At 47.6% G+C, this 22,592-nt stretch carries 24 protein-coding genes and 2 pseudogenes; 19 read left to right on the top strand and 7 right to left on the bottom strand.

Going from position 1 to position 22,592, the window contains the following annotated elements:
• The first annotated feature begins 86 nt into the window (after window positions 1–86).
• The 14 genes from JZM30_RS21405 to coaD all read left to right on the top strand — a co-directional run bounded on the left by JZM30_RS21405 (window position 87) and on the right by coaD (window position 12,165).
• Window positions 87–524 carry a hypothetical protein gene (locus JZM30_RS21405; protein WP_252321242.1) on the top strand — a complete coding sequence of 146 codons (438 nt, stop codon included), beginning with the start codon at window positions 87–89 and terminating at the stop codon, window positions 522–524.
• Window positions 521–787, top strand: a complete 267-nt coding sequence (locus JZM30_RS21400) for a hypothetical protein (protein WP_252321241.1) — start codon at window positions 521–523, stop codon at window positions 785–787. Before JZM30_RS21405 ends, JZM30_RS21400 begins: the two co-directional genes overlap by 4 nt.
• A gap of 13 nt (window positions 788–800) precedes the next feature.
• Window positions 801–1,322, top strand: a complete 522-nt coding sequence (locus JZM30_RS21395) for an O-antigen ligase family protein (protein ID WP_252321240.1) — start codon at window positions 801–803, stop codon at window positions 1,320–1,322.
• 147 nt (window positions 1,323–1,469) lie between these two features.
• Window positions 1,470–2,567, top strand: a complete 1,098-nt coding sequence (rfaQ, locus tag JZM30_RS21390; protein ID WP_308167199.1) for a lipopolysaccharide core heptosyltransferase RfaQ — start codon at window positions 1,470–1,472, stop codon at window positions 2,565–2,567.
• Complete coding sequence (locus JZM30_RS21385; RefSeq protein WP_252321239.1) at window positions 2,564–3,688, top strand: glycosyltransferase family 4 protein; 1,125 nt, start codon at window positions 2,564–2,566, stop codon at window positions 3,686–3,688. Before rfaQ ends, JZM30_RS21385 begins: the two co-directional genes overlap by 4 nt.
• Complete coding sequence (gene rfaP, locus JZM30_RS21380) at window positions 3,689–4,498, top strand: lipopolysaccharide core heptose(I) kinase RfaP (protein WP_252321238.1); 810 nt, start codon at window positions 3,689–3,691, stop codon at window positions 4,496–4,498.
• 20 nt (window positions 4,499–4,518) lie between these two features.
• Window positions 4,519–5,607, top strand: a complete 1,089-nt coding sequence (gene waaB, locus JZM30_RS21375; protein ID WP_252321237.1) for a lipopolysaccharide 1,6-galactosyltransferase — start codon at window positions 4,519–4,521, stop codon at window positions 5,605–5,607.
• Between the two features lie 10 nt (window positions 5,608–5,617).
• Entirely contained in the window at window positions 5,618–6,631 is a 1,014-nt protein-coding gene (gene waaO, locus JZM30_RS21370) for a lipopolysaccharide 3-alpha-galactosyltransferase (protein ID WP_252321236.1), read from the top strand.
• An 18-nt stretch (window positions 6,632–6,649) separates the two neighbouring features.
• Window positions 6,650–7,639 carry a glycosyltransferase gene (locus JZM30_RS21365; RefSeq protein ID WP_252321235.1) on the top strand — a complete coding sequence of 330 codons (990 nt, stop codon included), beginning with the start codon at window positions 6,650–6,652 and terminating at the stop codon, window positions 7,637–7,639.
• Window positions 7,640–7,651: 12 nt separating this feature from the next.
• Window positions 7,652–8,671 carry a WaaS/CpsH family glycosyltransferase gene (locus tag JZM30_RS21360; protein WP_252321234.1) on the top strand — a complete coding sequence of 340 codons (1,020 nt, stop codon included), beginning with the start codon at window positions 7,652–7,654 and terminating at the stop codon, window positions 8,669–8,671.
• 85 nt (window positions 8,672–8,756) lie between these two features.
• Window positions 8,757–9,653 (top strand): hypothetical protein, encoded by an 897-nt coding sequence (locus JZM30_RS21355; RefSeq protein WP_252321233.1) that lies wholly within the window; start codon window positions 8,757–8,759, stop codon window positions 9,651–9,653.
• Between the two features lie 24 nt (window positions 9,654–9,677).
• Window positions 9,678–10,292 (top strand): acyltransferase, encoded by a 615-nt coding sequence (locus tag JZM30_RS21350; protein ID WP_252321232.1) that lies wholly within the window; start codon window positions 9,678–9,680, stop codon window positions 10,290–10,292.
• Window positions 10,293–10,367: 75 nt separating this feature from the next.
• On the top strand, window positions 10,368–11,654 hold the full coding sequence (gene waaA / locus JZM30_RS21345; RefSeq protein ID WP_252321231.1) for a lipid IV(A) 3-deoxy-D-manno-octulosonic acid transferase: 1,287 nt from the start codon (window positions 10,368–10,370) through the stop codon (window positions 11,652–11,654).
• Between the two features lie 22 nt (window positions 11,655–11,676).
• Entirely contained in the window at window positions 11,677–12,165 is a 489-nt protein-coding gene (gene coaD, locus JZM30_RS21340; protein WP_252321230.1) for a pantetheine-phosphate adenylyltransferase, read from the top strand.
• Window positions 12,166–12,217: 52 nt separating this feature from the next.
• Here coaD and JZM30_RS21335 read toward each other — a convergent pair whose 3' ends face one another.
• The 5 genes from JZM30_RS21335 to radC all read right to left on the bottom strand — a co-directional run bounded on the left by JZM30_RS21335 (window position 12,218) and on the right by radC (window position 15,441).
• Window positions 12,218–13,015: a glycosyltransferase family A protein gene (locus tag JZM30_RS21335; RefSeq protein ID WP_252321305.1), complete on the bottom strand. Its 798-nt coding sequence runs from the start codon at window positions 13,013–13,015 to the stop codon at window positions 12,218–12,220.
• Between the two features lie 180 nt (window positions 13,016–13,195).
• The gene (gene mutM / locus JZM30_RS21330; RefSeq protein ID WP_252321229.1) at window positions 13,196–14,005 is read right to left on the bottom strand and encodes a bifunctional DNA-formamidopyrimidine glycosylase/DNA-(apurinic or apyrimidinic site) lyase; all 810 of its coding nucleotides are present in this window, start codon (window positions 14,003–14,005) and stop codon (window positions 13,196–13,198) included.
• An 81-nt stretch (window positions 14,006–14,086) separates the two neighbouring features.
• Entirely contained in the window at window positions 14,087–14,254 is a 168-nt protein-coding gene (gene rpmG, locus JZM30_RS21325; RefSeq protein WP_252321228.1) for a 50S ribosomal protein L33, read from the bottom strand.
• An 11-nt stretch (window positions 14,255–14,265) separates the two neighbouring features.
• A complete protein-coding gene (gene rpmB, locus JZM30_RS21320; RefSeq protein ID WP_252321227.1) occupies window positions 14,266–14,502 on the bottom strand; it encodes a 50S ribosomal protein L28 in 237 nt (78 codons plus the stop codon).
• A 243-nt stretch (window positions 14,503–14,745) separates the two neighbouring features.
• Window positions 14,746–15,441 carry a RadC family protein gene (gene radC / locus JZM30_RS21315; RefSeq protein ID WP_252321304.1) on the bottom strand — a complete coding sequence of 232 codons (696 nt, stop codon included), beginning with the start codon at window positions 15,439–15,441 and terminating at the stop codon, window positions 14,746–14,748.
• 164 nt (window positions 15,442–15,605) lie between these two features.
• Between radC and coaBC the strand changes: the two genes are divergently transcribed.
• From coaBC to slmA, 3 genes are all read left to right on the top strand, one after another.
• The gene (gene coaBC, locus JZM30_RS21310) at window positions 15,606–16,850 is read left to right on the top strand and encodes a bifunctional phosphopantothenoylcysteine decarboxylase/phosphopantothenate--cysteine ligase CoaBC (RefSeq protein ID WP_252321226.1); all 1,245 of its coding nucleotides are present in this window, start codon (window positions 15,606–15,608) and stop codon (window positions 16,848–16,850) included.
• The gene (gene dut, locus JZM30_RS21305) at window positions 16,819–17,277 is read left to right on the top strand and encodes a dUTP diphosphatase (RefSeq protein WP_252321225.1); all 459 of its coding nucleotides are present in this window, start codon (window positions 16,819–16,821) and stop codon (window positions 17,275–17,277) included. Before coaBC ends, dut begins: the two co-directional genes overlap by 32 nt.
• Window positions 17,278–17,413: 136 nt before the next feature.
• The gene (gene slmA, locus JZM30_RS21300; RefSeq protein ID WP_252321224.1) at window positions 17,414–18,010 is read left to right on the top strand and encodes a nucleoid occlusion factor SlmA; all 597 of its coding nucleotides are present in this window, start codon (window positions 17,414–17,416) and stop codon (window positions 18,008–18,010) included.
• A gap of 104 nt (window positions 18,011–18,114) precedes the next feature.
• Here the strand turns inward: slmA and pyrE are convergent, their stop codons facing one another.
• The gene (gene pyrE / locus JZM30_RS21295; protein ID WP_252321223.1) at window positions 18,115–18,558 is read right to left on the bottom strand and encodes an orotate phosphoribosyltransferase; all 444 of its coding nucleotides are present in this window, start codon (window positions 18,556–18,558) and stop codon (window positions 18,115–18,117) included.
• A gap of 148 nt (window positions 18,559–18,706) precedes the next feature.
• Complete coding sequence (gene rph / locus JZM30_RS21290) at window positions 18,707–19,444, bottom strand: ribonuclease PH (protein WP_252321222.1); 738 nt, start codon at window positions 19,442–19,444, stop codon at window positions 18,707–18,709.
• Window positions 19,445–19,666: 222 nt separating this feature from the next.
• On the opposite strand from rph, the pseudogene JZM30_RS21285 reads away from it, so the two are divergent.
• Both JZM30_RS21285 and JZM30_RS21280 read left to right on the top strand, forming a co-directional pair.
• Window positions 19,667–20,632 (top strand): annotated as a pseudogene (locus JZM30_RS21285) (dipeptide epimerase).
• A 91-nt stretch (window positions 20,633–20,723) separates the two neighbouring features.
• A pseudogene (locus tag JZM30_RS21280) lies at window positions 20,724–22,535 on the top strand (ABC transporter ATP-binding protein).
• The last annotated feature ends 57 nt before the right edge of the window (window positions 22,536–22,592 follow it).

Genomic DNA, 22,592 nt, shown 5'->3' with positions numbered 1-22,592 from the left:
ATATGTTGAATTATTTAAGATACAGCTGGGCAAAATACCCCGCGGTAAGCGCCTCTTTAACCACAAATACGCTGTTTCCAGGGTGCATGTTGACCCTAGCCGTCATGCCGTTTAGTACCATCATCGCCGGATGGCTGTTCTATTTGACCGGCGTGTCTGCCGCTCTGTATGTGGTTACGCATGTGGAACAGGTTCTCGTCGCCAAACGCCTGTTAATATTGCCCACCCTTCTGTTGCTGACGGGTTGTCTCAACCTTGTCTGGTTTTCACTTTACTATCACCCCGACACACTTTTTACCGATGTCTATTCCACCTATCGCACTGCCGGACATGCGGCGATTCTCGGCGCATTTATTCTGTTAGCCGCATGCCACTTGCCACATAAAAACCAGCCCATCCTGCAAATTGGCGCCCTCGCAGTCTGCATCATGACGCTGGCTTATGCGCTATTTCAGTCAGTTTTTCACGATATGCACCGTGTAAGCCTGTCTTTGGCCCGGCAACCGGTGTGGCCTATTTTATGACGTTTATCGGAGCGTTGAGTGCGCAGGCATTACTCACGCTCAATGTGCGCTACAAATATTATCTCTATTTACTCCATTTCTTGCTGGTAACCAGTGCCATCATCCTGACACAGACACGGGCGGCCATTTTTGTTTATCCCCTGATTGGTGCGATAATTCTGTTATCAGAAGTGCGTCATAATAAACGTAAATTACTTAAGGGGCTGCTGGGCTCCATCATAACGTTAACGCTCTGCATTGCGCTGTTCCACGACTATCCATAAACGCACCAGTGATTTGATCAATGGCGTGCGCAGCTACAACCAGAACAACAGTCAAACTTCCGTAGGCGCACGGTTTGCCATGGTTCAATCCGGCATGGACGCAGAGCTTGTTGCGCCGTTCGGACAATCCGCCGAACAGCGCGCGGCACATATCACCGACTTCGCACAGCAGACACCAGCCATGAAGGGGGCGCTGGGTTACCTGAACGTGCATCTTCATAACGATGTCATTGAAGCTTTTTCACTGAAAGGCTGGCCCGGTGCGCTACTGATTATTTTGTTTTATGTCGCGCTCTCTTATTTTTCGATTTTTGTGTTGCGCAGCCACTTTTCCATTGCGCTGTTATTTGCCTTACTTATGTTTGGCTTGAGTGATGTCATTCTCTTTGCGCGGGATATGTTGATGGCGTGGCTGGTCACGTTCTGCCTTGGCATGACGCTGACGGGAAAATGGACCCGCCCCCCCCTAGCACAGACGCCCCCTCAACCTAGCGTAATTATCACTGTGAGAGGCATACAGCTTTTAGTACCATAGCGGTATAAAATAGTAGAGCCTGTGTATTTATTTACGTTACGCCTGAGAACAATCCGGATAATAGCGCGCAGCCCATTGGTAGCTGAAAAGCCAGGGGCGGTAGCGTGGCAATTTTCTGGTTTATATGCGTTAACTGAAGGAAAGCGAGTGAGCCTCAAAACCCTTACCTATAACCGGATCTTGATTGTAAGGCTGCGTTTTCATGGGGATATGCTGCTGACGACGCCGCTTATCAGCACGCTAAAAGCGCGTTACCCAGAAGCTGCTATTGATGTGCTGCTCTACGAGGACACCATCCCTATCCTTTCCAAGCATCCCGATATCCACCGGTTATACGGTTTAAAAAGAAAAACCGCTGGCGCAATGGAGAAAGTCAGTGATTTTCTCGCCATGCGCAACACCCTCAAACGCAATCGCTATGACCTGATTGTGAATCTGGCCGACCAGTGGCCAATAGCGCTGCTGATTAAATCGTTGAACTGCCCTTATAGCCTCTCCATTCAACGCGGAGGAGCCAGACAGTCGCTATGGCGCGCCTGTTTCACACGTTGTCTGGAACCAACGGGGCAACATATCGTTGAGCAGAACTTCTCTTTGCTTGCCCCTCTGGATGTGCCAGAGGAAGACAGGACACGTCCGCTGTCGCTGTACTATGGCCCGGAAGATACTGACCGCGTTTTTGCCCTCGTGCCTGAATTAGCGGCAACGCCTTATGTGGTCATCCAGCCAACCGCCAGACAGTATTTTAAATGCTGGGATAACGATAAATTTGCGCAGGTTATTGATCATCTGAAACAGCAAGGGTTAGAAGTCGTCCTTACCTGTGGCCCTGGTGCCGACGACTTGGCGGTGGTGAATGAGATCAGCACCTTGTGCGAACACAAACCTAATCTGTCGCTTGCCGGTAAAACGCATTTTCTTGAACTGGCAGCATTGATCGACAACGCCGTACTCTATATCGGCGTCGACTCTGCACCAATGCACATGGCAGCAGCGCCCGCAACGCCAACGGTTTGCCTGTTTGGGCCGACGGATCACGGCAAATGGAGACCTTGGTCAGATAACCATATTGTCCTGTGGGCGGGAGACTACACCGCCATGCCTGAGAGAGAGAGCATCTCGATAGGAATAAAAATACCTGTCATGTATCCCTGCTCAAGACGTAATTCACGCCGCAGCAAAGTTGCTGGCCGACCCTACGGGTGCTTCGCTAAATACCGCAGAAAGATAAGGAATTCTGCATGAATATTGCCTTCTGCTTGTATAAATATTTCCCGTTTGGCGGTTTGCAGCGCGATTTCCTCAGTATTGCTCAGGCCTGCGTCAAGCACGGTCACCGTGTGCGAGTGTATGTGTTGTCCTGGCAGGGAGAAGAGCCTGAGAATCTTGAGATTATTTTGGTGCCCACGGTGGGTATCAGCAATAACACGCGGCATCAACGCTACAGTGAGTGGATTCAACACCATCTGCAATTGCACCCTGTCGATCGCGTGGTGGGATTCAATAAAATGCCGGGACTGGATTTTTATTACGCCGCTGATGTGTGCTACGCAGAAAATGTTGAGCAGGAGAAAGGATTTTTCTATCGCTTAACGCCGCGCTACAAGCACTACGCCGCTTTTGAAAAAGCGGTGTTCAGCCCAAGCGTAAACACCAAAATGCTGATGCTGACTCAACGCCAGATTGCAGATTTTAAAAAACATTATGGTATGCAGGATGAGCGTTTTCTGATTCTTCCACCGGGCATTGCGCTGGACAGAAAATATGACCAGCAGACTCCCGGCGTTCGCCAGACCTTTCGTCATGCGCAAAACATCCCCGAAAACGCCCTGGTACTGCTGCAAGTCGGCTCAGATTTCAAGCGTAAGGGCGTCGAGCGCAGCCTGCGCGCTGTTGCCAGCCTGCCGGAAGCGCTACGGGAAAAGGTCGTTTTCCTGGTTGTCGGCCAGGATAAACCCGACCGTTATCAGACGCTGGCGGGTCAGTTAGGGATTGATAAACAGGTACGCTTTTTCGCTGGGCGTAGCGATGTTCCTGATTTTATGGCCGCCGCAGACCTGCTACTCCACCCTGCACATCAGGAAGCCGCAGGTATCGTGCTCCTTGAAGCGATTACTGCCGGGCTACCGGTTATCGTGACAGAGGTATGTGGCTACGCGTTCCATATTGATAAGGCACAAGCAGGCCAGGTCATCGCCTCCCCCTTCAGTCAGGAAGCGCTGAACGCTGCGCTGCACAGGGCATTAGGACAAACGGAAACGTTGCATCGCTGGTCGGAGAATGCCCGGCATTATGCCGATACGGAAGATCTTTACAGCTTACCGGAAAAAGCCGCGCAGCTGATTGCGGGCCAGGATCGTCACTAAATGAAAAGTGTCATTACGTTAAAAGAGCCATTCGCTTCACTCTGGCAGGAACGCGACCCGTTTGAAGAAGTCAAAAAACTGGATGGCGATGTCTTTCGCGCACTAGAGAGCCGCAAAACATTACGTTTTACTTTAGCCGGACGCTCCTGGTTTATCAAAATACATCGCGGTACGGCATTAAAAGAGGCACTCAAAAACCTGCTTTCATTACGACTGCCCGTATTGGGCGCCGATCGTGAATGGAACGCGATTCATCGTTTGCGCGATCTCGGTGTAGACACCATGACGGGCGCCGCATTTGGCCAGCGGGGAGTAAACCCGCTACAGCGCGAATCTTTTATCATTACAGAGGATTTAAGCCCGGCCATCAGCCTGGAAGATTATTGCGCCAACTGGCCGAAGAATCCGCCAATGCTTGCCGAAAAACGGCGACTGATTCGCCGTGTGGCAGAAATGGTGAGAAAGATGCATGCCGGTGGCGTCAATCACCGTGATTGCTATATTTGCCATTTATTGCTGCGTCAGCCTTATCAGCCCACCGATACGCAATTTACACTTTCGGTCATCGACCTGCATCGGGCACAACTCCGCGAACGTGTTCCGCTGAGATGGCGTAATAAAGATCTTATCGGTCTCTATTTTTCCTCACTCGATATTGGGCCGAGCAAACACGATCTCTTGTTTTTCCTGAAAATCTATTTTGATCATCAACCCTTGCGTACTACGTTGCGTCAGGAACAAGCGCTATTTCATGAAGCGTTTACCAAAGCAGAAAAAATTCGAGAAAGAACAGAGCGTAAGGCACTTTAACCCGAGTCCTAATTATCATTATGAATATACTTTTCGTCGGTGAGGCCACCTCCGGTTTCGGCGGGATTGAAACAGTAATAAAAAAGGTCACTAGCTTCCTGGAAGGTGATCAAGACACTAAAAACACCTATACCTTATATTTCCTCTGCCGTGATAACCGCATGGATAAAGCCTGGCTGGAAGGAAAGCACTTTATTTGCCATCGTTCCGGCATCAAGATCTCCTTTCTGCGTAGAATGAGCCACGCGTGCGCTCTGGCGCGCTTCATTAAACAGAACCAACCCGATACGGTTATTGCTTTTGATGCGCCATCCTGTCGCGTTGCGGCACAAGCGATCCGTTACAGTAAGAAAATGCTGCCGCTGATTTCGTGGCTGCACTACTCTCTCGACCACAAAAAACATGCCGAACAGGCACTGGTCGCGGATCATCACTTGGCCATCAGCTCCGGTATCAAGCAGCAATTAATAAAGCGTGGCGTTTCTCCCGAACGCATCTCTGTGATTTTTAACCCAGTCACGCCACAAAGTGTCGTGATTCCGCGCCCAACCGATAAAACCGTCTTTATCTATGTCGGGCGTCTTAAGTTTGAGGGTCAAAAGCGTCTTAAAGACATGTTAGATGCTTTCTCAGGTTTGCACGGTGAATGGGAATGCCATTTTATCGGTGACGGTTCAGATGCAGAAATATGCCAGGCCTACGCGCATCAACTGGACATTGCAGATCATTTGCATTGGCACGGATGGCAAGAAAAGCCGTGGGAATATGTTCAGACAGAGATCAAGCAAGTCTCAGCTTTTGTTATGAGTTCTGCTTTTGAGGGGCTTCCCATGACGTTGCTTGAAGCCATGTCTTATGGGATTTATTGCGTTAGCAGCGATTGCTCATCGGGACCAGGTGATATCATCAAGAACGGTGTGAATGGGCAACTTTATGCTCCGAGTAATATCAAGGGTTTTATTAAGATATTATCTCAAGTACAAAAAAAAGAAATCAATCACAATGTAGGAGAAATTAAAAAATCCATCAGTGGATTTTATGATGAAAACTATTACTCTACATTCATGGAATCTATTTCCAATCATAACAATCAAAAAACATTAAAATAATGGTGATATTGTGTATTTTAATATCAAACATGTTATAAAAGAGAAGATAACACTAAATGACAATATTAATACATTACCTGCCAATGCATTTAATATTGCTTATGGAATAGACAAAAACTTTATATTTGGCTGCGGAATATCCATATCTTCCATATTATTAAATAATAAAGAAAGAGAAATAGTATTTCATATTTTCACCGATTATTTTGATGAAAAAAACATCTCAGAATTTACTGAACTTAGCCATCAATACAATACCCAAATCATCGTTTATCTTATCAACTGTGATGAGTTAAAAAAATTACCAAGCACTAAAAACTGGTCTTATGCAACCTATTTCCGTTTTATCATTGCTGATTTTTTCAATGGGTTATCATCTAAAGTACTTTATCTTGATGCTGATATTATTTGTAATGGGAAACTGGATGAGTTAATAAATCTAGACTTGGGCGTTCATCTCGCTGCCGTGGTCAGTGAAGGAGAGAAACCCTGGTGGACCAAGCGGGCACATGCGTTAGGGGATGAGGATATAAGTAATGGTTATTTTAATGCAGGATTCCTTTTAATAAACATTCCTTTATGGGCGAAAGAAGATATCAGTCGGCAAGCAATGAATCTTCTTTCCAAAGATGAAACAAAAGAAAAGATATCATTTTTAGATCAAGATATATTAAACATATTGTTTGTGAATAAAGTTATTTTTTTGGATAAAAAACACAACACCCAGTTTAGTATTAACTATGAGCTAAATGAAAATAAAAAAATGCTCACCCCCATCACCAATAACACGGTATTCATTCATTATATAGGCCCAACAAAGCCGTGGCATGAGTGGGCCATTTATTATGACTCATCATGCTATTTTACAAACGCAAAAAATAACTCCCCATGGAAAGACGCTGAATTGCTTAAAGCTCATTCAGCTAATCAGCTGCGTTATTGTGCCAAACATGAATTTCATAATAAAAAAATATTTTCAGGTTTAAAAAACTACTTACTTTATTTCTTAAAAAAAATCATCTAATTCAGAGCATAGAAAATTATGTATTTTGATAGCAGTGTGATCAAGAATAAGGTTGAATTTCTTGGTGCGCAGGAAACCAACAAAGAGAAGATATTGCATATTGCATACGGTGTCGATAAGAATTTTTTATTCGGTGCTGCAATTTCGGCCACATCGACGATTATAAATAGTGAAATTCCTATCGCCTTACACTTTTTCATTGACTCCATAAGCGATGATGATCTTCATCGTTTCAAGAAAATGTCTGATAGATTTAATGTAGATATATTCATATATCATATTGACAATACACCATTAAAAGACTTACCCACAAAAAATTGGCCTTATTCTGCTTATTACAGATTAATCGCATTCGATTACTTGGGATCATATACAGATCGATTATTATATCTTGATGCCGATATTGTATGTAAAGCCTCCCTTGACGAATTAATACATTTATCTTTTGATAATGCTATTTGTGCAGTTGTAACTGATATTGAGGGGATGGATAAGAAAGCAATTAAAAGACTCCATTGTCCAGAAATAAAAGATGTCTATTTTAATTCTGGTGTAATGTTTGTGGATTTAAAACAATGGCATCAACAAAACTTAACCTCTAACGTTATTAAATTTATCTTTGAACATTCAGAACTAAAATATCCGGATCAAGATGCATTAAATATGCTTTTGCTTGGCAAAACATTTCTCTTACCCAGAAAATACAATAGCATCTATAGTATAAAAAGCGAGTTATACGACAGGACTCATCAGAAATATAAAAAAATCATAAATAATGAATCTATCTTAATTCATTATGTTGGTACAACTAAGCCTTGGAATGAATGGGGACAATATACTTCAACAATTTCCTTTCAAAAAGCATATCTAGCCTCAGAATGGCATGATGTACCGTTACTTAAACCCCGAACATCTTTACAATGGAAGAAAAAATCAAAGCATGAGTTCCGGAAATATCACTTATTAAGCGGAATTTTAGCAAGATTAAAATATATCATAACAAAATAAGAGAATTGTTTCATGAATGTATATTTTTTAGAATGGAATGCCAATTATGAAAAGCTCATGATAAAAAATTTAGGGCCGCATGGCGTCACAGAAATAAAAAATGTCATGAAGCACTTTACAAGAAATAACATTAGACTTAAAAAAGCCAATATTAATAATTGGTTATTCGTTAAGATACATGTTTTTTTAAAACTAAGAAAAATAAAAGAAGATGATTTAATAATTTGCAATGGATATAGTTTTTTAGGTTTTCTTGATATAATAAAAACACTCCCATGTAAAAAAGTCTTAGTAATTCGAGATACTATAATTCATTTAGAAAGAGGAATGAAAGAAAACAAAAGATGGCTTCCACCTGATGGAGATATTATTAAAGAAATAGATTCACATTTTGATAAAGTATATAGTTTCGACCCATCCGACTGTAAAAAATATAACTTCATATACTTAAAGCAGTTCCTTCCATTTACATCCCAAGATATTGACACCATACTTAAAACATCAATAAAAAACAAATTATCGGAAAAATCATGTTTTTTCATTGGTGAATACAGGCCTGATCGCGAAAAATCTCTCCAAGACATTTTTCCTTATTTTAAACGTTTAAATTACAAACTTGATTTTTATCTTTTTGATAAATATAACAAATCAATAGATCACCCATTTTTTTGCAAAAACCAATCTCTTGATTATAAAGAAAATATACAGAAAGTTATTGAGTCTGACGTTGTTATAGAAATAAACCACCCAGGACAAGATGGTTTAACGTTACGAACGATAGAGGCTCTTGCTTTTAACAAAAAAATAATAACCAACAATATAAAAATAATGCAATATGATTTTTATACTGGCGACCGTTTTTTCATATTAGGCTATAATGACATTGACTCCTTGCAAAGTTTTTTAGAAAGACCATTAGCACCTGTAGATATTGAATCGATAAAAGAATACACAGCTGACGGAATGTTAAATCGATTGATTTCAGATATTTACCACCACAACAGACCTCAACAAAGTAATATATTTAATTAACCATATGCTTTCCCACATCTCTTATTAAGTAAGAGAACAACATTCGACTCTTACCTAGGGCATGGCTACAATGCGATTTATAATAATGGCTCCAGCATATACTGAATGGAGTGGTGGGGTTATCGTTCTACATAAATTATGTCATATTCTCAACCAACTTGGAGAAAATGCTTACTTACATCCCATGGTCGAAGAATATCCTTTATCTTGGAAAAACCATTTTATTGAGATAAAAGCAAAAATAAAACTAAAATACAAGAGCAGCAAATATAAAACAAACAAAATACTCCAAACCCCTGTAATTAATAAATTAACAAAAGACGATTTAGAAAATTCTATTATTGTATATCCAGAAATAGTATCAGGAAACCCATTAAAAGCTAAAAATGTAGTCAGATGGTTCTTACACCATCCTGGTTATCAAACAGGAAACGTAAATTATTTCTCTCGCGAACTGTATTTCTCATACGGTGCATTTGGCAGAGGTTTTAAGCTATATGGTTCCCACACATCTGACACAGTACTTCATGTATTTCATCAGATGAATGATATTTATAATGAGATTGGCGCATCTAAAGAACGAAAAGGTACAGCATATTGCATTAGAAAAGGCCAAGGAAGAAAGATAATCCATGACCTATCTGATTCAATTCTTATCGACGAAAAAAAACATGAAGAAGTAGCTGAAATATTTAAGCGTGTAAAGTATTTTATCTCTTATGACCTATATACTGGATATTCGTTGTTTGCCATAATGAATGGCTGTATTCCGATTGTTGTTCCTGATGAAAATTTATCACTAACAGAATGGCAATCTGACCCTAAGATGCGATTAGGTATTGCATATGGGTTTGAGCAAATTGAAGAGGCGACCAAAAACCGTAAAGCCGCATTAGATTTAGTGTTTGAAAAAGAAAATGAATCAATTCTTAACGTCAAAAAATTTATAATTGAGTCGAAAGAGTATTTCTCCGTAGATTAAACCCTTACTTGCTTCAGAAAACACATGGGCTATAAAATGAAAAATCCCTTCAGCATTAGTTACTACACAGATGACGAATTACGTTCATTTGGTTTTAAACATGTGGGCAAGAATGTTCAGGTAGCTCAAAGCTGTAACATTATAGGGTTAGAAAATATTTCCTTAGGCAACAATGTTCGAATTGATGGATTCACAACCATTGTTGCATCAGGAACCGGATTCTTAAATATAGGCTCGTATGTGCACATTGGTGGATACACGTTTCTTTCTGCTGGCGCAGGAATAATCATCAAAGATTTTTGTGGCCTTTCACAAGGTGTCAAAATTTACAGCAAGTCTGATGACTACTCAGGAAAGAAACTGACTAATCCAACAATAAGTGAAGAGTACACAGGTGTGATAAAAGGTACAGTTACCCTCGAGAAACATGTTATCATCGGCTCTGGCACTGTTGTTCTTCCTAATATAACGCTTGAAGAGGGAGTATCCGTCGGAGCACAGTCTCTCGTCACCAAAGATTTAAATGAATGGGGAATGTACTTTGGCTGTCCAGCAAAAAAAATTAGAGATAGAGAAAAAGAACTCCTTATACTCGAAAAAAATTTTTTAGCGAGTCAGGAACTTAAACAAAAAAATTAATAGCCAGTGCCATAGTCATTCCTTAACAAAAAAGCTAAAATATTTTCAGCGATAACTCTAAAATAGCCAATACCGATGCTGCAAACCCTTTACACCATCTTGCTTTACCTCATTCAACCATTAATCTGGCTCCGTCTGTGGCTAAGAGGACGCAAAGCGCCTGCCTACCGTCGCCGCTGGAGTGAACGCTATGGATTCTGTGCGGAGAAAGTCAAACTCAACGGTATCATGCTGCATTCGGTCTCTGTTGGCGAAACATTGGTAGCCATTCCCTTGGTAAGAGCGCTTCGCCACCGTTACCCTTCTTTGCCGATTACAGTAACCACCATGACGCCGACCGGTTCAGAGCGAGTACGGTCTGCCTTCGGCAATGATGTCTACCACGTTTATCTCCCCTACGATCTTCCTTGTGCCCTTAAGCACTTCTTTGATCAGGTGAACCCAAAACTGGTGATCATCATGGAGACCGAACTGTGGCCAAACCTTATCACTGAACTTCACCGCCGTAATATTCCGTTGGTTATTGCCAACGCACGGCTTTCTGAACGCTCAGCGGCAGGCTATAAAAAAATTGGCTCTCTAACTCGTAGCATTCTGCGCCGCACCACCTTGATCGCCGCTCAAAATCAAGAAGATGGTGAGCGCTTTATCGATCTCGGTTTACAGCGCTCACACTTAGCAGTCACTGGCAGTCTGAAATTTGATATTTCTGTCACACCGGAATTAGCTGCGAGAGCCGTAGCACTACGGCGTCAATGGGCATCTCGACGCCCTGTGTGGATTGCAACCAGCACTCATGAAGGCGAAGAAGCGATTATTTTGGCCGCGCACCGTGAATTACTCAACCGGTTTCCCGATTTGCTGTTGATTCTGGTACCTCGCCACCCTGAGCGTTTCCCGACAACTCAGGCACTTACCCAGAGCCTGGGTTTTAGTTACACCCTGCGCAGCAGTGGCGAAGTCCCGGCGACTGATACCCAAGTGGTGATTGGCGATACCATGGGAGAACTGATGATGCTGTATGGCATCGCTGACATCGCTTTTGTCGGTGGAAGCCTGGTGGAATGGGGAGGACATAATCCTTTGGAACCTGTTGCACATGCCATCCCGGTATTGATGGGTCCGCACACCTTTAACTTCAAAGATATTTGCCTTAAATTGTCAGAAGCAGGCTGTTTAATCACCGTTAAAGATGCTGACAGTATTGCCAAAGAAGTGAAAAGCCTGCTGACGGATGAAGATTACCGGCTCTATTATGGGCGACACGCGGTAGAAGTGCTGCACCAGAATCAGGGGGCGCTTCAGCGCTTGCTCACACTGCTGGAGCCCTATCTTCCACCACGTGCAAACTCATCTATCTGACCCTCTGGTGTTAAGGATTCCCATGGCGACCAAAGCAATCTACCCAGGTACCTTCGATCCCTTAACCAATGGGCATCTGGATCTGCTCACCCGCGCTTCACGTCTGTTCGATCATCTCGTGTTAGCCATTGCCGCCAGTCCCAGTAAAAATACGATGTTCAGTTTGGACGAGCGTGTCACATTAGCACGGCAGGCAACGCAACATTTAACCAATGTTGAGGTGGTGGGATTTTCCGATCTTATGGTGCATTTCGCCCAACAGCAGCAAGCGAATGTGTTAATTCGCGGGCTGCGGGCTGTATCCGACTTTGAATATGAGCTTCAGTTGGAAAAAATGAATACTCACTTAATGCCAACCCTGGAGAGCGTGTTCCTGATGCCATCGGAAGAATGGTCATTTATCTCTTCTTCTTTGGTCAAAGAGGTCGCCCGACACGGTGGAGATGTCTCACACTTTCTTCCCGATGCGATTGGCTCAGCGCTTAAGCAAAAACTGGCGCAGGGTAAGTAAGATATAACCCGGCGGATAGATAGGCCTCCTCCGCCGGAAAGTCGCGATACGATTAACGCGCCAATGTACCACATAGATAACGGAACCACCACAGTGGACGCCACCATGTATTTAGCAGGGGCAAGGTCGCTGGCATTATGTTGTTACGGTATTTAATTTCCCAGGTAAAGTTGAGGAAAATACGGCTCTGCCCATACTCATAACCGAACAAGCTGCACTCTTGCTTCTTGCGCTTATCAATCGGCGTATTGGCGGAAAGGTCGCGCTGTAACGTATGGTAACTCTCTTCCCGGTCCACTTCCCGTTCAAAACAGCGGATGCTCTTCGGCAAATAATGTTGGCGCGACCCTTGGTATTTTTGGTATTTAACGAAGCGGAAATCTTCTGAACCATAATTTCCAGCAAACTCCTCGTCATAGCCAAAGAAACGCATAAAGCGCGCACGCGACATAAAGAACGTGTTCGGATGACCATAATACCTGTCGCCAACGTTACACACTTTTCCGCGTTTTTTGACGCCGTTTTCACGGCTTTCCCGATAGATTTTATAAAAATTGCGGCCGGGGTTACGGCAATTGATCAAATAGCGGAATGAGGATTCCGGCAATTCGTGGTCAAGATCGGTGATAAAAATTTTGTCAGACTTGGCATAAGTCACCCCTAAATTGCGCGCGCCAACCTGATTCCATGGAATATCCTCATTAATACGCAGCCAGGTGATATTCAGGTCGAAAGTGCCAATGTCGTACTTAATCGGTGAACCGTCATCAACAATAACGAACTCTACTGCAGTTCTGATATCTTCCGGCAGCTGCTCATACAGCCGCAGCAACGAAAATACGGAATCCATATTGTCCTGATTGCAGTAAAAGTGCGTAACGTAGGTTAACTTTATATGCTGCTTATCAAGCGTATGCCGTGCGGCAGTAGAGTACTCGTGGTTCACCGATAAAATCCTCAGTTTTGTAATCTCGTTGATGCTTTTCCAGATTCGCCCTTCAAACGGCAGTCTGGCGTTATTTATCCAGCATCATTTCTGGCAGCAACGACAATAAAATGTACTACGCTGCCCATGTTTTTTCGTTAACAACGGCGTTCCGCATACGCGGCAAAGCTCCCCCGCCCGACCATAAACCTGCAATTCCTGCGCAAAATACCCCGGTTTACCATCTGACTGTAAGAAATCCCTTAACGTCGTGCCGCCTTGCTCAATCGAGCGCTGTAGCACCTGCTTTATCGACTGAACGAAACGAGCAGATTCTGATTCGCTCAGCGAGCCTGCTGCACGATCGGGATGAATACCCGCCATAAACAGGGATTCGCTGGCATAAATGTTTCCTACGCCGACCACCACCTTGTTATCCATCACCCACTGCTTAATAGCCGCGTACTTACCGCGCGAACGCTGATAGAGATAGTCGGGAGAGAATGCCTCACTCAAAGGTTCCGGGCCAAGGTGTGCAAGTACGCTGCTTGTTTCAAGGTCCGTCGTCCACAGCCAGGCACCAAAACGTCGGGGATCGGTATAACGCAGCACATGACCGTTGTCCATGACCATATCCACATGATCGTGCTTATCAGGAGGGAGATATTCCGGCAGAATGCGCAAGCTGCCAGACATGCCCAAATGCACAATAATCCAGCCGCAGGGTAGCGCAAACAGCAGGTATTTTGCCCGACGCGCTATGCTCAAAATAGGCTGGTCACTCAACGCAAGGATCTCGCTGGACACCGGCCAACGCAAGCGGGGATTACGCACGTCAACGTGCAGTATGGTGTGTCCGACAAGATAGGGTGATATCCCGCGGCGGCTCGTTTCAACCTCTGGTAATTCCGGCATTTTCTCCTCCTGAACACTCCCGCGGCTAACGTAGCATAAAAAAACCCGGCCTTGGCCAGGTTTTTAATAAGTCCACTAAAGTTACTTGATTTTAGCTTCTTTATAGATCACATACTGACGGACAACCGGATCGAATTTCTTCAGTTCCAGTTTTTCCGGCTTAGTGCGCTTGTTCTTCGTCGTCGTGTAGTAATGACCAGTACCGGCAGAAGAAACCAGCTTGATCTTCTCGCGAACACCTTTAGCCATGATTCAGTTCCTTAGTACTTTTCACCACGGGTACACAGATCGGCCAGGACCGCTTCAATACCCTTCTTATCGATAACACGCATACCTTTAGCAGATACGCGCAGCGTTACAAAGCGTTTTTCGCCTTCAACCCAAAAACTATGGGAATGCAGGTTCGGCAGAAAACGGCGTTTGGTCGCATTCAGTGCGTGGGAACGGTTATTACCGGTCACCGGACGCTTGCCAGTAACTTGGCAGACTCGGGACATGTCTATTCTCCAAAAATCAAATCAGCCCGAACTTCGTAGAGGATGTTGGCCGCCTCGTCAGGCTTTAGAGCCTATCTCAGCAGCTTTACAAGTCAAGTAAAGATACTGTCATAAGGGTAAACCTGCTGATATAGGCTCTTAACGCCACACCCAAGATTCTTAAAGGTGGCGTAGTATACGCTCTAGCGCGGATGTGCTCAAGTCCCGAGCAGCGAAAGATCTCTAAGGATCGCGGAAAATATGCTAAATCCAGCCTCGCTCGGCAAATGATACGTACTCACCACGCCCAATTACCAGGTGATCGAGGACACGAATGTCCATCAATGCACATGCCTGAATAATATGCGTCGTTATCATGTGATCGGCGCTACTCGACTCTGCATCCCCGGAAGGGTGATTATGCGCCAGAATGAGCGCAGCCGCATTGGCTTTTAACGCTTCACGCACAATTTCTCTCGGGTGTACCTCGACGCTGGCAATCGTACCTGCAAACATCTCTTTATGTCGAATCACGCGGTGCTGATTATCAAGAAACAGCACGGTAAAAATTTCTCGCGCCTGATGTGCCAACGCCGATTGCAGGTACTGTAGGGTCAGATCGGGATTCAGCATCGCTTTTTCCTTCACAAAGCGCGTGGCGTACAGCCGCCGCGCTAGCTCCGCTACCGCCTGAAATTGCACAAATTTAACCACCCCCATCCCTTTCACGGCGCAAAATGTTTGTTGCTCGGCCATCATGACATGGTAAAGGGAACCAAAATGATGCAGCAGTTGCTCCGACAATGCCATCACGTGAACCCCCGGCAACCCAGTGCGCAGAAAGATAGCCAACAGCTCCACATCCGTAAGCGCTTCTGCCCCCGAGATAATAAGCTTTTCACGCGGAGCCTGATCGTCAATCCACACCGTTATGCCTCCTTTCCATCGTTGCTCTATCATGGCAGGCTCACGGTAGCGAGGCGAGAACGCAAGCGAGCCCCTGCATAACTGCACGCAAGACACCTGCAACAAAGCCTCATGAGCATAGACAAACGCGAGCAAGATTCCGCTCATCCGGCAAGGTTATGATAAAATGTTTCCTCTTAGGCGTTAATCGGACAAAGATGATGACGGGATTTTCAAATCAGCCCGGGCTCTCCGGTAAAAAAATCGTGCTCGGCATCAGCGGCGGTATTGCCGCTTACAAGTGCCCAGAAATTGTCAGGCGTCTACGCGATCGCGGCGCAAAAGTCCGCGTGGTAATGACTCCTGCCGCGAAGGCATTTATTACACCGCTCACGCTTCAGGCGGTTTCAGGATACCCAGTATCAGACGATCTGCTCGATCCTGCCGCCAAAGCGTCAATGGGGCACATTGAGCTGGGAAAATGGACTGACCTGGTTATTCTTGCGCCCGCAACGGCGGATGTGATCGCACGTTTAGCCGCTGGCATGGCTAACGACCTGCTTACCACGCTTTGTCTTGCAACGGCTGCCCCCGTCGCTATTGCACCCGCCATGAATCAGCAGATGTATCGCGCGACGCCAACACAGGATAATCTTGCCACGTTGGCACGGCGCGGTGGCCTGGTTTGGGGCCACGACAGCGGCAGTCAGGCCTGCGGTGATGTGGGTCCTGGTAGAATGATTGATCCGTCGGCGATCGTTGAGCTTACCGAAGGCTATTTTACGCGCGTCAACGATCTGCAACATCTCAACATTATGATCACCGCGGGACCCACGCTTGAGGCGCTTGATCCTGTACGTTTCATTACCAATCACAGTTCGGGCAAGATGGGATTTGCCATCGCGCAAGCGGCGGCGGAGCGTGGCGCTCACGTGACGCTGGTCGCCGGGCCCGTGTCATTACCAACACCCGCAGGCGTTTGGCGCATTGACGTGACCAGCGCGTTGGACATGCAGCAGGCGGTGATGTCTCATGCGGCACAACAGCAGATTGTCATCGGCTGTGCCGCCGTGGCTGATTACCGGGCTAAACAGATAGCCAGCGACAAGATAAAAAAACAGGGCGATGAAATCAGTATCACACTGGTTAAAAACCCAGGTATTATTGCAGGGGTTGCAGCCATGTCAGCGTCTCGCCCATTCGTCGTTGGATTTGCTGCCGAAACCCAGAATGTGGAAGAATACGCGCGTCAAAAATTGACGCGTAAAAATCTAGATCTGATTTGCGCAAATGATGTTTCCCTTTCAGGGCAGGGATTCAACAGTGACACCAACGCGTTGCAGCTGTTTTGGCCGGAGGGTGACACCCGTTTACCTCTGTGCGAAAAGCGCCTCCTTGGCCAACATTTAATCGATGAGATTGTCCGCCGCTATGATGAAAAAAATCGACGTAAAAATTCTTGATGCACGCATTGGTCAACTGTTTCCGTTACCGACCTATGCCACCGCAGGCTCGGCCGGCCTTGACCTTCGAGCTTGTACTGATGAATGGAGCTCGCTAGCCGCAGGGGAGACGATACTGGTGCCAACGGGTATCGCTATCCATATCGCCGATCCCAGCCTGGCTGCTGTTATTCTCCCCCGCTCAGGGTTGGGGCATAAGCACGGTGTGGTATTAGGTAATTTGGTTGGGCTTATCGACTCTGATTATCAGGGACAACTGATGGTTTCCGTTTGGAACCGTAGCCAGCAAGCCTTCACTATCGAGCCCGGTGAACGCCTCGCACAGATGGTGTTTGTTCCCGTTGTTCAGGCTGAATTCAACATTGTCGATGATTTTGTAGGAACAGAGCGGGGAGAAGGCGGTTTCGGCCATTCTGGTCGTCGTTGATCCGAAAATAGGTATACCCTGCGTTACGCCTTGGACACGCGGTCAATCGCGTATCTTTGTTGTGTTTATTCAGGTCATTACCCTAAATAATTCTAAATGGTTGTCAGCTTCTTTTTGATCAAGGGTCTTTTCTGACATGGCAGAGAAAGAGAATACGAAAAGGAATCGTCGCGAGGAAATCTTGCAAGCGTTGGCGCAAATGCTGGAATCCAGCGATGGCAGCCAACGCATCACTACCGCAAAGCTTGCCGCAATGGTCGGGGTTTCCGAAGCCGCACTCTATCGGCACTTTCCCAGCAAAACACGGATGTTTGACAGCCTTATCGAGTTTATTGAGGATTCGCTGACAACACGTATCAATCTAATTCTGCAAGATGAGAAAGATACATTCCAACGTGTGCGGTTGATTTTGTTGCTCATGTTGGGTTTTGCTGAACGCAACCCCGGCCTGACGCGCATCCTGACCGGCCATGCGCTGATGTTCGAACAGGATCGTCTGCAAGGACGCATCAACCAGCTGTTTGAACGCATTGAATTGCAGCTTAAGCAGGTGTTGCGCGAGCACAAACTGCGAGAGGGGAAAGCCCTTACCCATGACGAGTCACTGCTTGCCAGCCAACTGCTCGCCTTCTGCGAAGGGATGCTGTCACGCTATGCTCGCTCAGAATTTCGCTTTCGGCCTACACAGGATTTTGAGACACGTTGGCCACTGCTTGCCGCCCAACTCTATTAACATCGCCCCGCTTTTTCCTAAGAGCCTCTGCACCAAGGCCTGTTCACACAGCAACAGGCTGGCCAGAAATCTCTCAGGCAACATCATCGCCTATGCACAGGTGACTACGCAGTAATACCATACCGATCGCGATAGGCCTTCACCGCATCCAGATGCACGGCCATCTCTGGTTTTTCTGCCAAAAAGCTGATCAGATCTTGCAGCGCGCTGCCGACCAGATTGCCTCCTTCCCCGTGATCTTTGGCTTCTTTACGGTTAAAGCAGTAAGGCACATCAGTTTCGTGGTGTTCAGCCACCGCCACCGCGGTGGTCGTGACGATCGGAATCCCTTTGTAAGCGGGCCCGAACAGCACATCAAAGGTAATACTGGCATCCACCAACGCTTCAGCATAAAAACGGCCCAAAAGTGCCAGGTCGCGCCCAGTATTGAACAGCCCGGCATTGAAGAAATAGGGACTGACACGCCAGGATTTCAATGTGAATTCGCCGAATTTTAATACCTGCTTGCTAAGCGCGAATTCAATAAATTGGCGCTGATAGGCTTTCATTACTGCATCTCCTCGTATCACGGTGAGTATGGTTATGGTTGGAACACCAGCCATAAAAAAAGCGACGCCGAGGTCGCTTTGCAAAAATGGATAACGCCGCTGCCAGGCAACGGCTGATGAAATGACAGGCGGTTTATGTCAGTCATGCTTACTCGAAGTCCGCGACTGGCGCTTGCGTCAACGCCGCTTTCTGCGCCTCGACGATAGTATCAATGCCACCACGCGCCAGAGCGAGCAGCGCCAACAACTCTTCGTGACTGAACGGCTCGCCTTCGGCGATACCTTGCACCTCAATCATGCGGCCATCTTCGGTCATGACCACGTTCATGTCCGTTTCCGCCGCAGAGTCTTCCACGTACTCAAGATCGCACACGGCTTCACCGGCAACGATCCCCACGGAAACCGCCGCTACCATGCCCTTGAGCGGGCTGGCTTTGAGCTGGCCTTTTGCCACCATGCGGTTGAACGCATCCGCCAGTGCCACACAAGCGCCAGTAATAGAAGCAGTGCGCGTGCCACCATCAGCCTGCAACACATCGCAATCCAGCGTGATGGTGTATTCACCGAGCTTTTCCAGATCAACTGCAGCGCGCAGAGAACGCGCGATAAGGCGCTGGATTTCCAGCGTTCTTCCGCCCTGTTTTCCCTTGGCGGCTTCACGCGCATTGCGGCTATGGGTCGCACGCGGCAGCATGCCGTATTCAGCGGTCACCCAGCCTTTCCCCTGCCCTTTCAGGAAGCGCGGCACGCCTTCTTCTACCGTCGCGTTACACAGCACTTTCGTGTCGCCGAACGCCACTAACACGGAACCTTCCGCATGCTTGGTATAGCCACGCGTTAGCGTGATGGGACGCACCTGTTGTGCACTTCGGCCTGACGGACGCATGAGATTCTCCGGGTTATGCTCTGTTGATTGGCGCGCATTATACGGCCTTCGGACAACAATTCCTACTTTAGCTGCCGCGCGTTTCGCGATATCGGCAGGGGAGTGTTGGCGTCTGCATCAGGGTATAGCCTGAGGTTATGCCCTCCCGATAAACAAGTATTCGTCAGTCATTCCCCTGCATGAAATAGTTTTGATTATTCATTCACCAGAGGGATACACGAGATGCGCCAGATGCAGGTTGAGACCGTCAAACTCTCTCTGGCACGCCCGTGCAAGCGTGCGCAGGAACTGCGCAATGCCGTAAGCGTAGTCAGGATTACCGTTGAAGAATAGGGATTTATCGGTTTAGGCGAATGTACGCCTGCGTTTGAATATCAAGAGTCTGCCGCCAGTGTTTGCCGCCAACTTGACGCCGTACGTGGTGCGGTAACGCGCGGTGCGTCAAGGGATGAAATCCAAACGCTGCTCCCTCCTGGTGCAGCACGTAACGCACTCGATTGCGCACTGTGGCGCTTAAATGCCGCCTTGCATAAACAAACCGTATGGCAGCAGGTGGGGATACAACCGCACGCCTCTTTGATCACCACGGAAACGCTGAGCATTGCGTCATTGGAAAACACGGTGGCGGCGACCCGCGATGCGATATCACGCGGCGCGCAGGTGATAAAGCTCAAGCTGGATCGCAGCGACATCGTTGAGAAAATCGCCGCAATGCGCGACGCCGCGCCACGAGCCACTCTGATGGTCGATGCCACGGAAAGCTGGGCTGGGCTCGATTTACTCAGCCTGTGTCACGCACTGCTCCCCTATAACATCGCGCTGATTGAGCAACCGTTACCGGCAGGCAAGGATCAGGAGTTACTGCGTTTTTCGCACCATATTCCACTTTGCGCCGATGAAAGCTGCCGCCACGCTAGCGATATTCCAGGTATCCGCCGCCGTTACGAGATGATCAACATCAAGTTGGATAAATGTGGCGGATTGACAGAAGCACTGGCAATGGTGCGTGAGGCGCGACTGCACGGACTAAAACTGATGGTCGGTTGCCTGGTTGGCTCTTCACTGGCGATGGAAGCCGCACTACCGGTCGCCGCCGCCTCCGACTATGTCGATCTGGATGGCCCACTCTGGCTAGCCGCTGACAGCTCACCCTATCTGACTTATCACCACGGACGTATCTGGCTATGACACAGCAAGAGTCCACACTGTTAACCGGAGTCCACATGACGCAACTCGCACAGGCCACCCCGCACCCGGCGTCAGCACCCCACAAACCGCCATGCCGGTGCTGGAGATCGATGACCTGAGCGTCAGCTTCAGCGGCAGGTCGGGCAAACATATCGCCCTGAAAAGCGTCTCGTTTTCCGTCAACAAGGGGGAAATCGTCGCCATTGTGGGTGAAAGCGGCTCGGGAAAATCCGTTACGTCGTTAACCGCGATGGGCCTATTGGCCAACTCGGCGGCCATTGAGCGCGGCAGCATCCATTTCCATTCCCGCCACGGACAACGCCACGATCTGCTGAATATGAAAGAGGACGATCGCCGTCAACTGCGTGGGCGCGATATGGCGATGATCTTTCAGGAACCGATGACCTCACTCAATCCGGTGTTGAAGGTGGGTGATCAGCTAACGGAAGCGCTGCGCGATCACCAGCTTTGCGATGCCGCCACGGCGGATAAAAAAGCGCGCGAGCTACTGCGTAAAGTGCGCATCGCCGATGTGGATCGCGTGATGAAAAGCTACCCAGCCTCGCTCTCCGGTGGCATGCGCCAACGTGTCATGATTGCGCAGGCGCTGGTGTGTGAACCATAGTTGCTGATTGCTGATGAACCCACCACAGCGCTGGATGTCACCGTGCAAGCGCGCATTCTGCACATCCTGCGCGATCTCCAGCAGCAAAGTGATACTGCCGTGCTGTTTATTACCCATGACATGGGCGTAGTGGCTGAAATCGCCGATCGCGTGGTGGTGATGTACCGGGGTGAAGTGGTGGAACAAAGTACGGTCGAGCAAATTTTCGCGCATCCGGAACACCCATACACTCAAGCCTTGTTAGACGCAGTGCCAAAGCTGGGCGATATGCGCGACAGCGCCTGGCCGCGTCATTTTCCGCTGCTGGGACAACAACAGTCCAGCGATAGCGAACAGAAAACCGCGCTCTATGACGCCGATCCGCTGCTGGATATCCGTGGATTGCGCGTCTACTACCCGATCCGCAGCGGCATTTTCTCCGCTGTCACGCACCGCGTACACGCTGTCGAGCAGATTGATTTTTGCGTGTGGCCCGGTGAAACCCTGGCGATTGTCGGGGAGAGTGGTTGCGGAAAATCCACCACCGGGCGCGCACTGCTGCGCCTGATTCAAAGCGAATCAGAAAGCATTCTGTTTCAGGGCAATGAAATCTCCCAGATGGACGATCGCGCTTTTTTGCCATTGCGCCGCGAAATCCAAATGGTTTTCCAAGACCCGTATGCGTCATTGAACCCGCGCTTAACCGTCGGTCTCACCATTGCCGAACCGCTGCTGCTGCATGGGCTGGTCCGATCGCTGGAGGACGCAACGCCCCGCGTGCAGGAACTGCTGAAAAGCGTCGGGTTGCCTCCTGAACACGCCCGCCGCTATCCGCACAAGTTTTCCGGAGGCCAGCGCCAACGTATCGCCATCGCCCGTGCCATGGCGCTGCAACCGCAGGTGATTATTGCTGACGAAGCCGTCTCCGCACTGGATGTCTCGATCCAGGCTCAGGTGGTGAACCTGATGATGGATCTGCAACAAAAAACCGGCGTGTCATGGATTTTCATTTCTCACGATATGGCAGTAGTGGAGCGCATCGCCAACCGCGTTGCCGTGATGTATCTCGGCCAGATTGTGGAAATCGGCCCGCGTCAGGCGGTGTTCAACAACCCTCAGCACCCCTATACGCAACGTTTGCTGGCATCGGTACCAATTGCCGACCATCAGCAACGCAGCGTGCGCCAGTTTGATGACAGCGAGATCCCTTCTCCACTGCGCAAAGCGGGCGAAGAGGTCAACAAAATGACCTATCGACAAGTCGGCCCGCACCACTGGGTCGCCAATGACAGTCATTAATGAAAACACATTGATGAAAAAGCAGTTTTAAACAAGAACAAAGACAACCCATTCACA

Origin of the sequence: Candidatus Symbiopectobacterium endolongispinus (assembly GCF_018777385.1) — a bacterium.
Lineage (GTDB): Bacteria > Pseudomonadota > Gammaproteobacteria > Enterobacterales > Enterobacteriaceae > Symbiopectobacterium > Symbiopectobacterium endolongispinus.
Note: the sequence above shows the minus strand (reverse complement) of the source record. Positions and strands in the feature narration are given on the sequence as shown.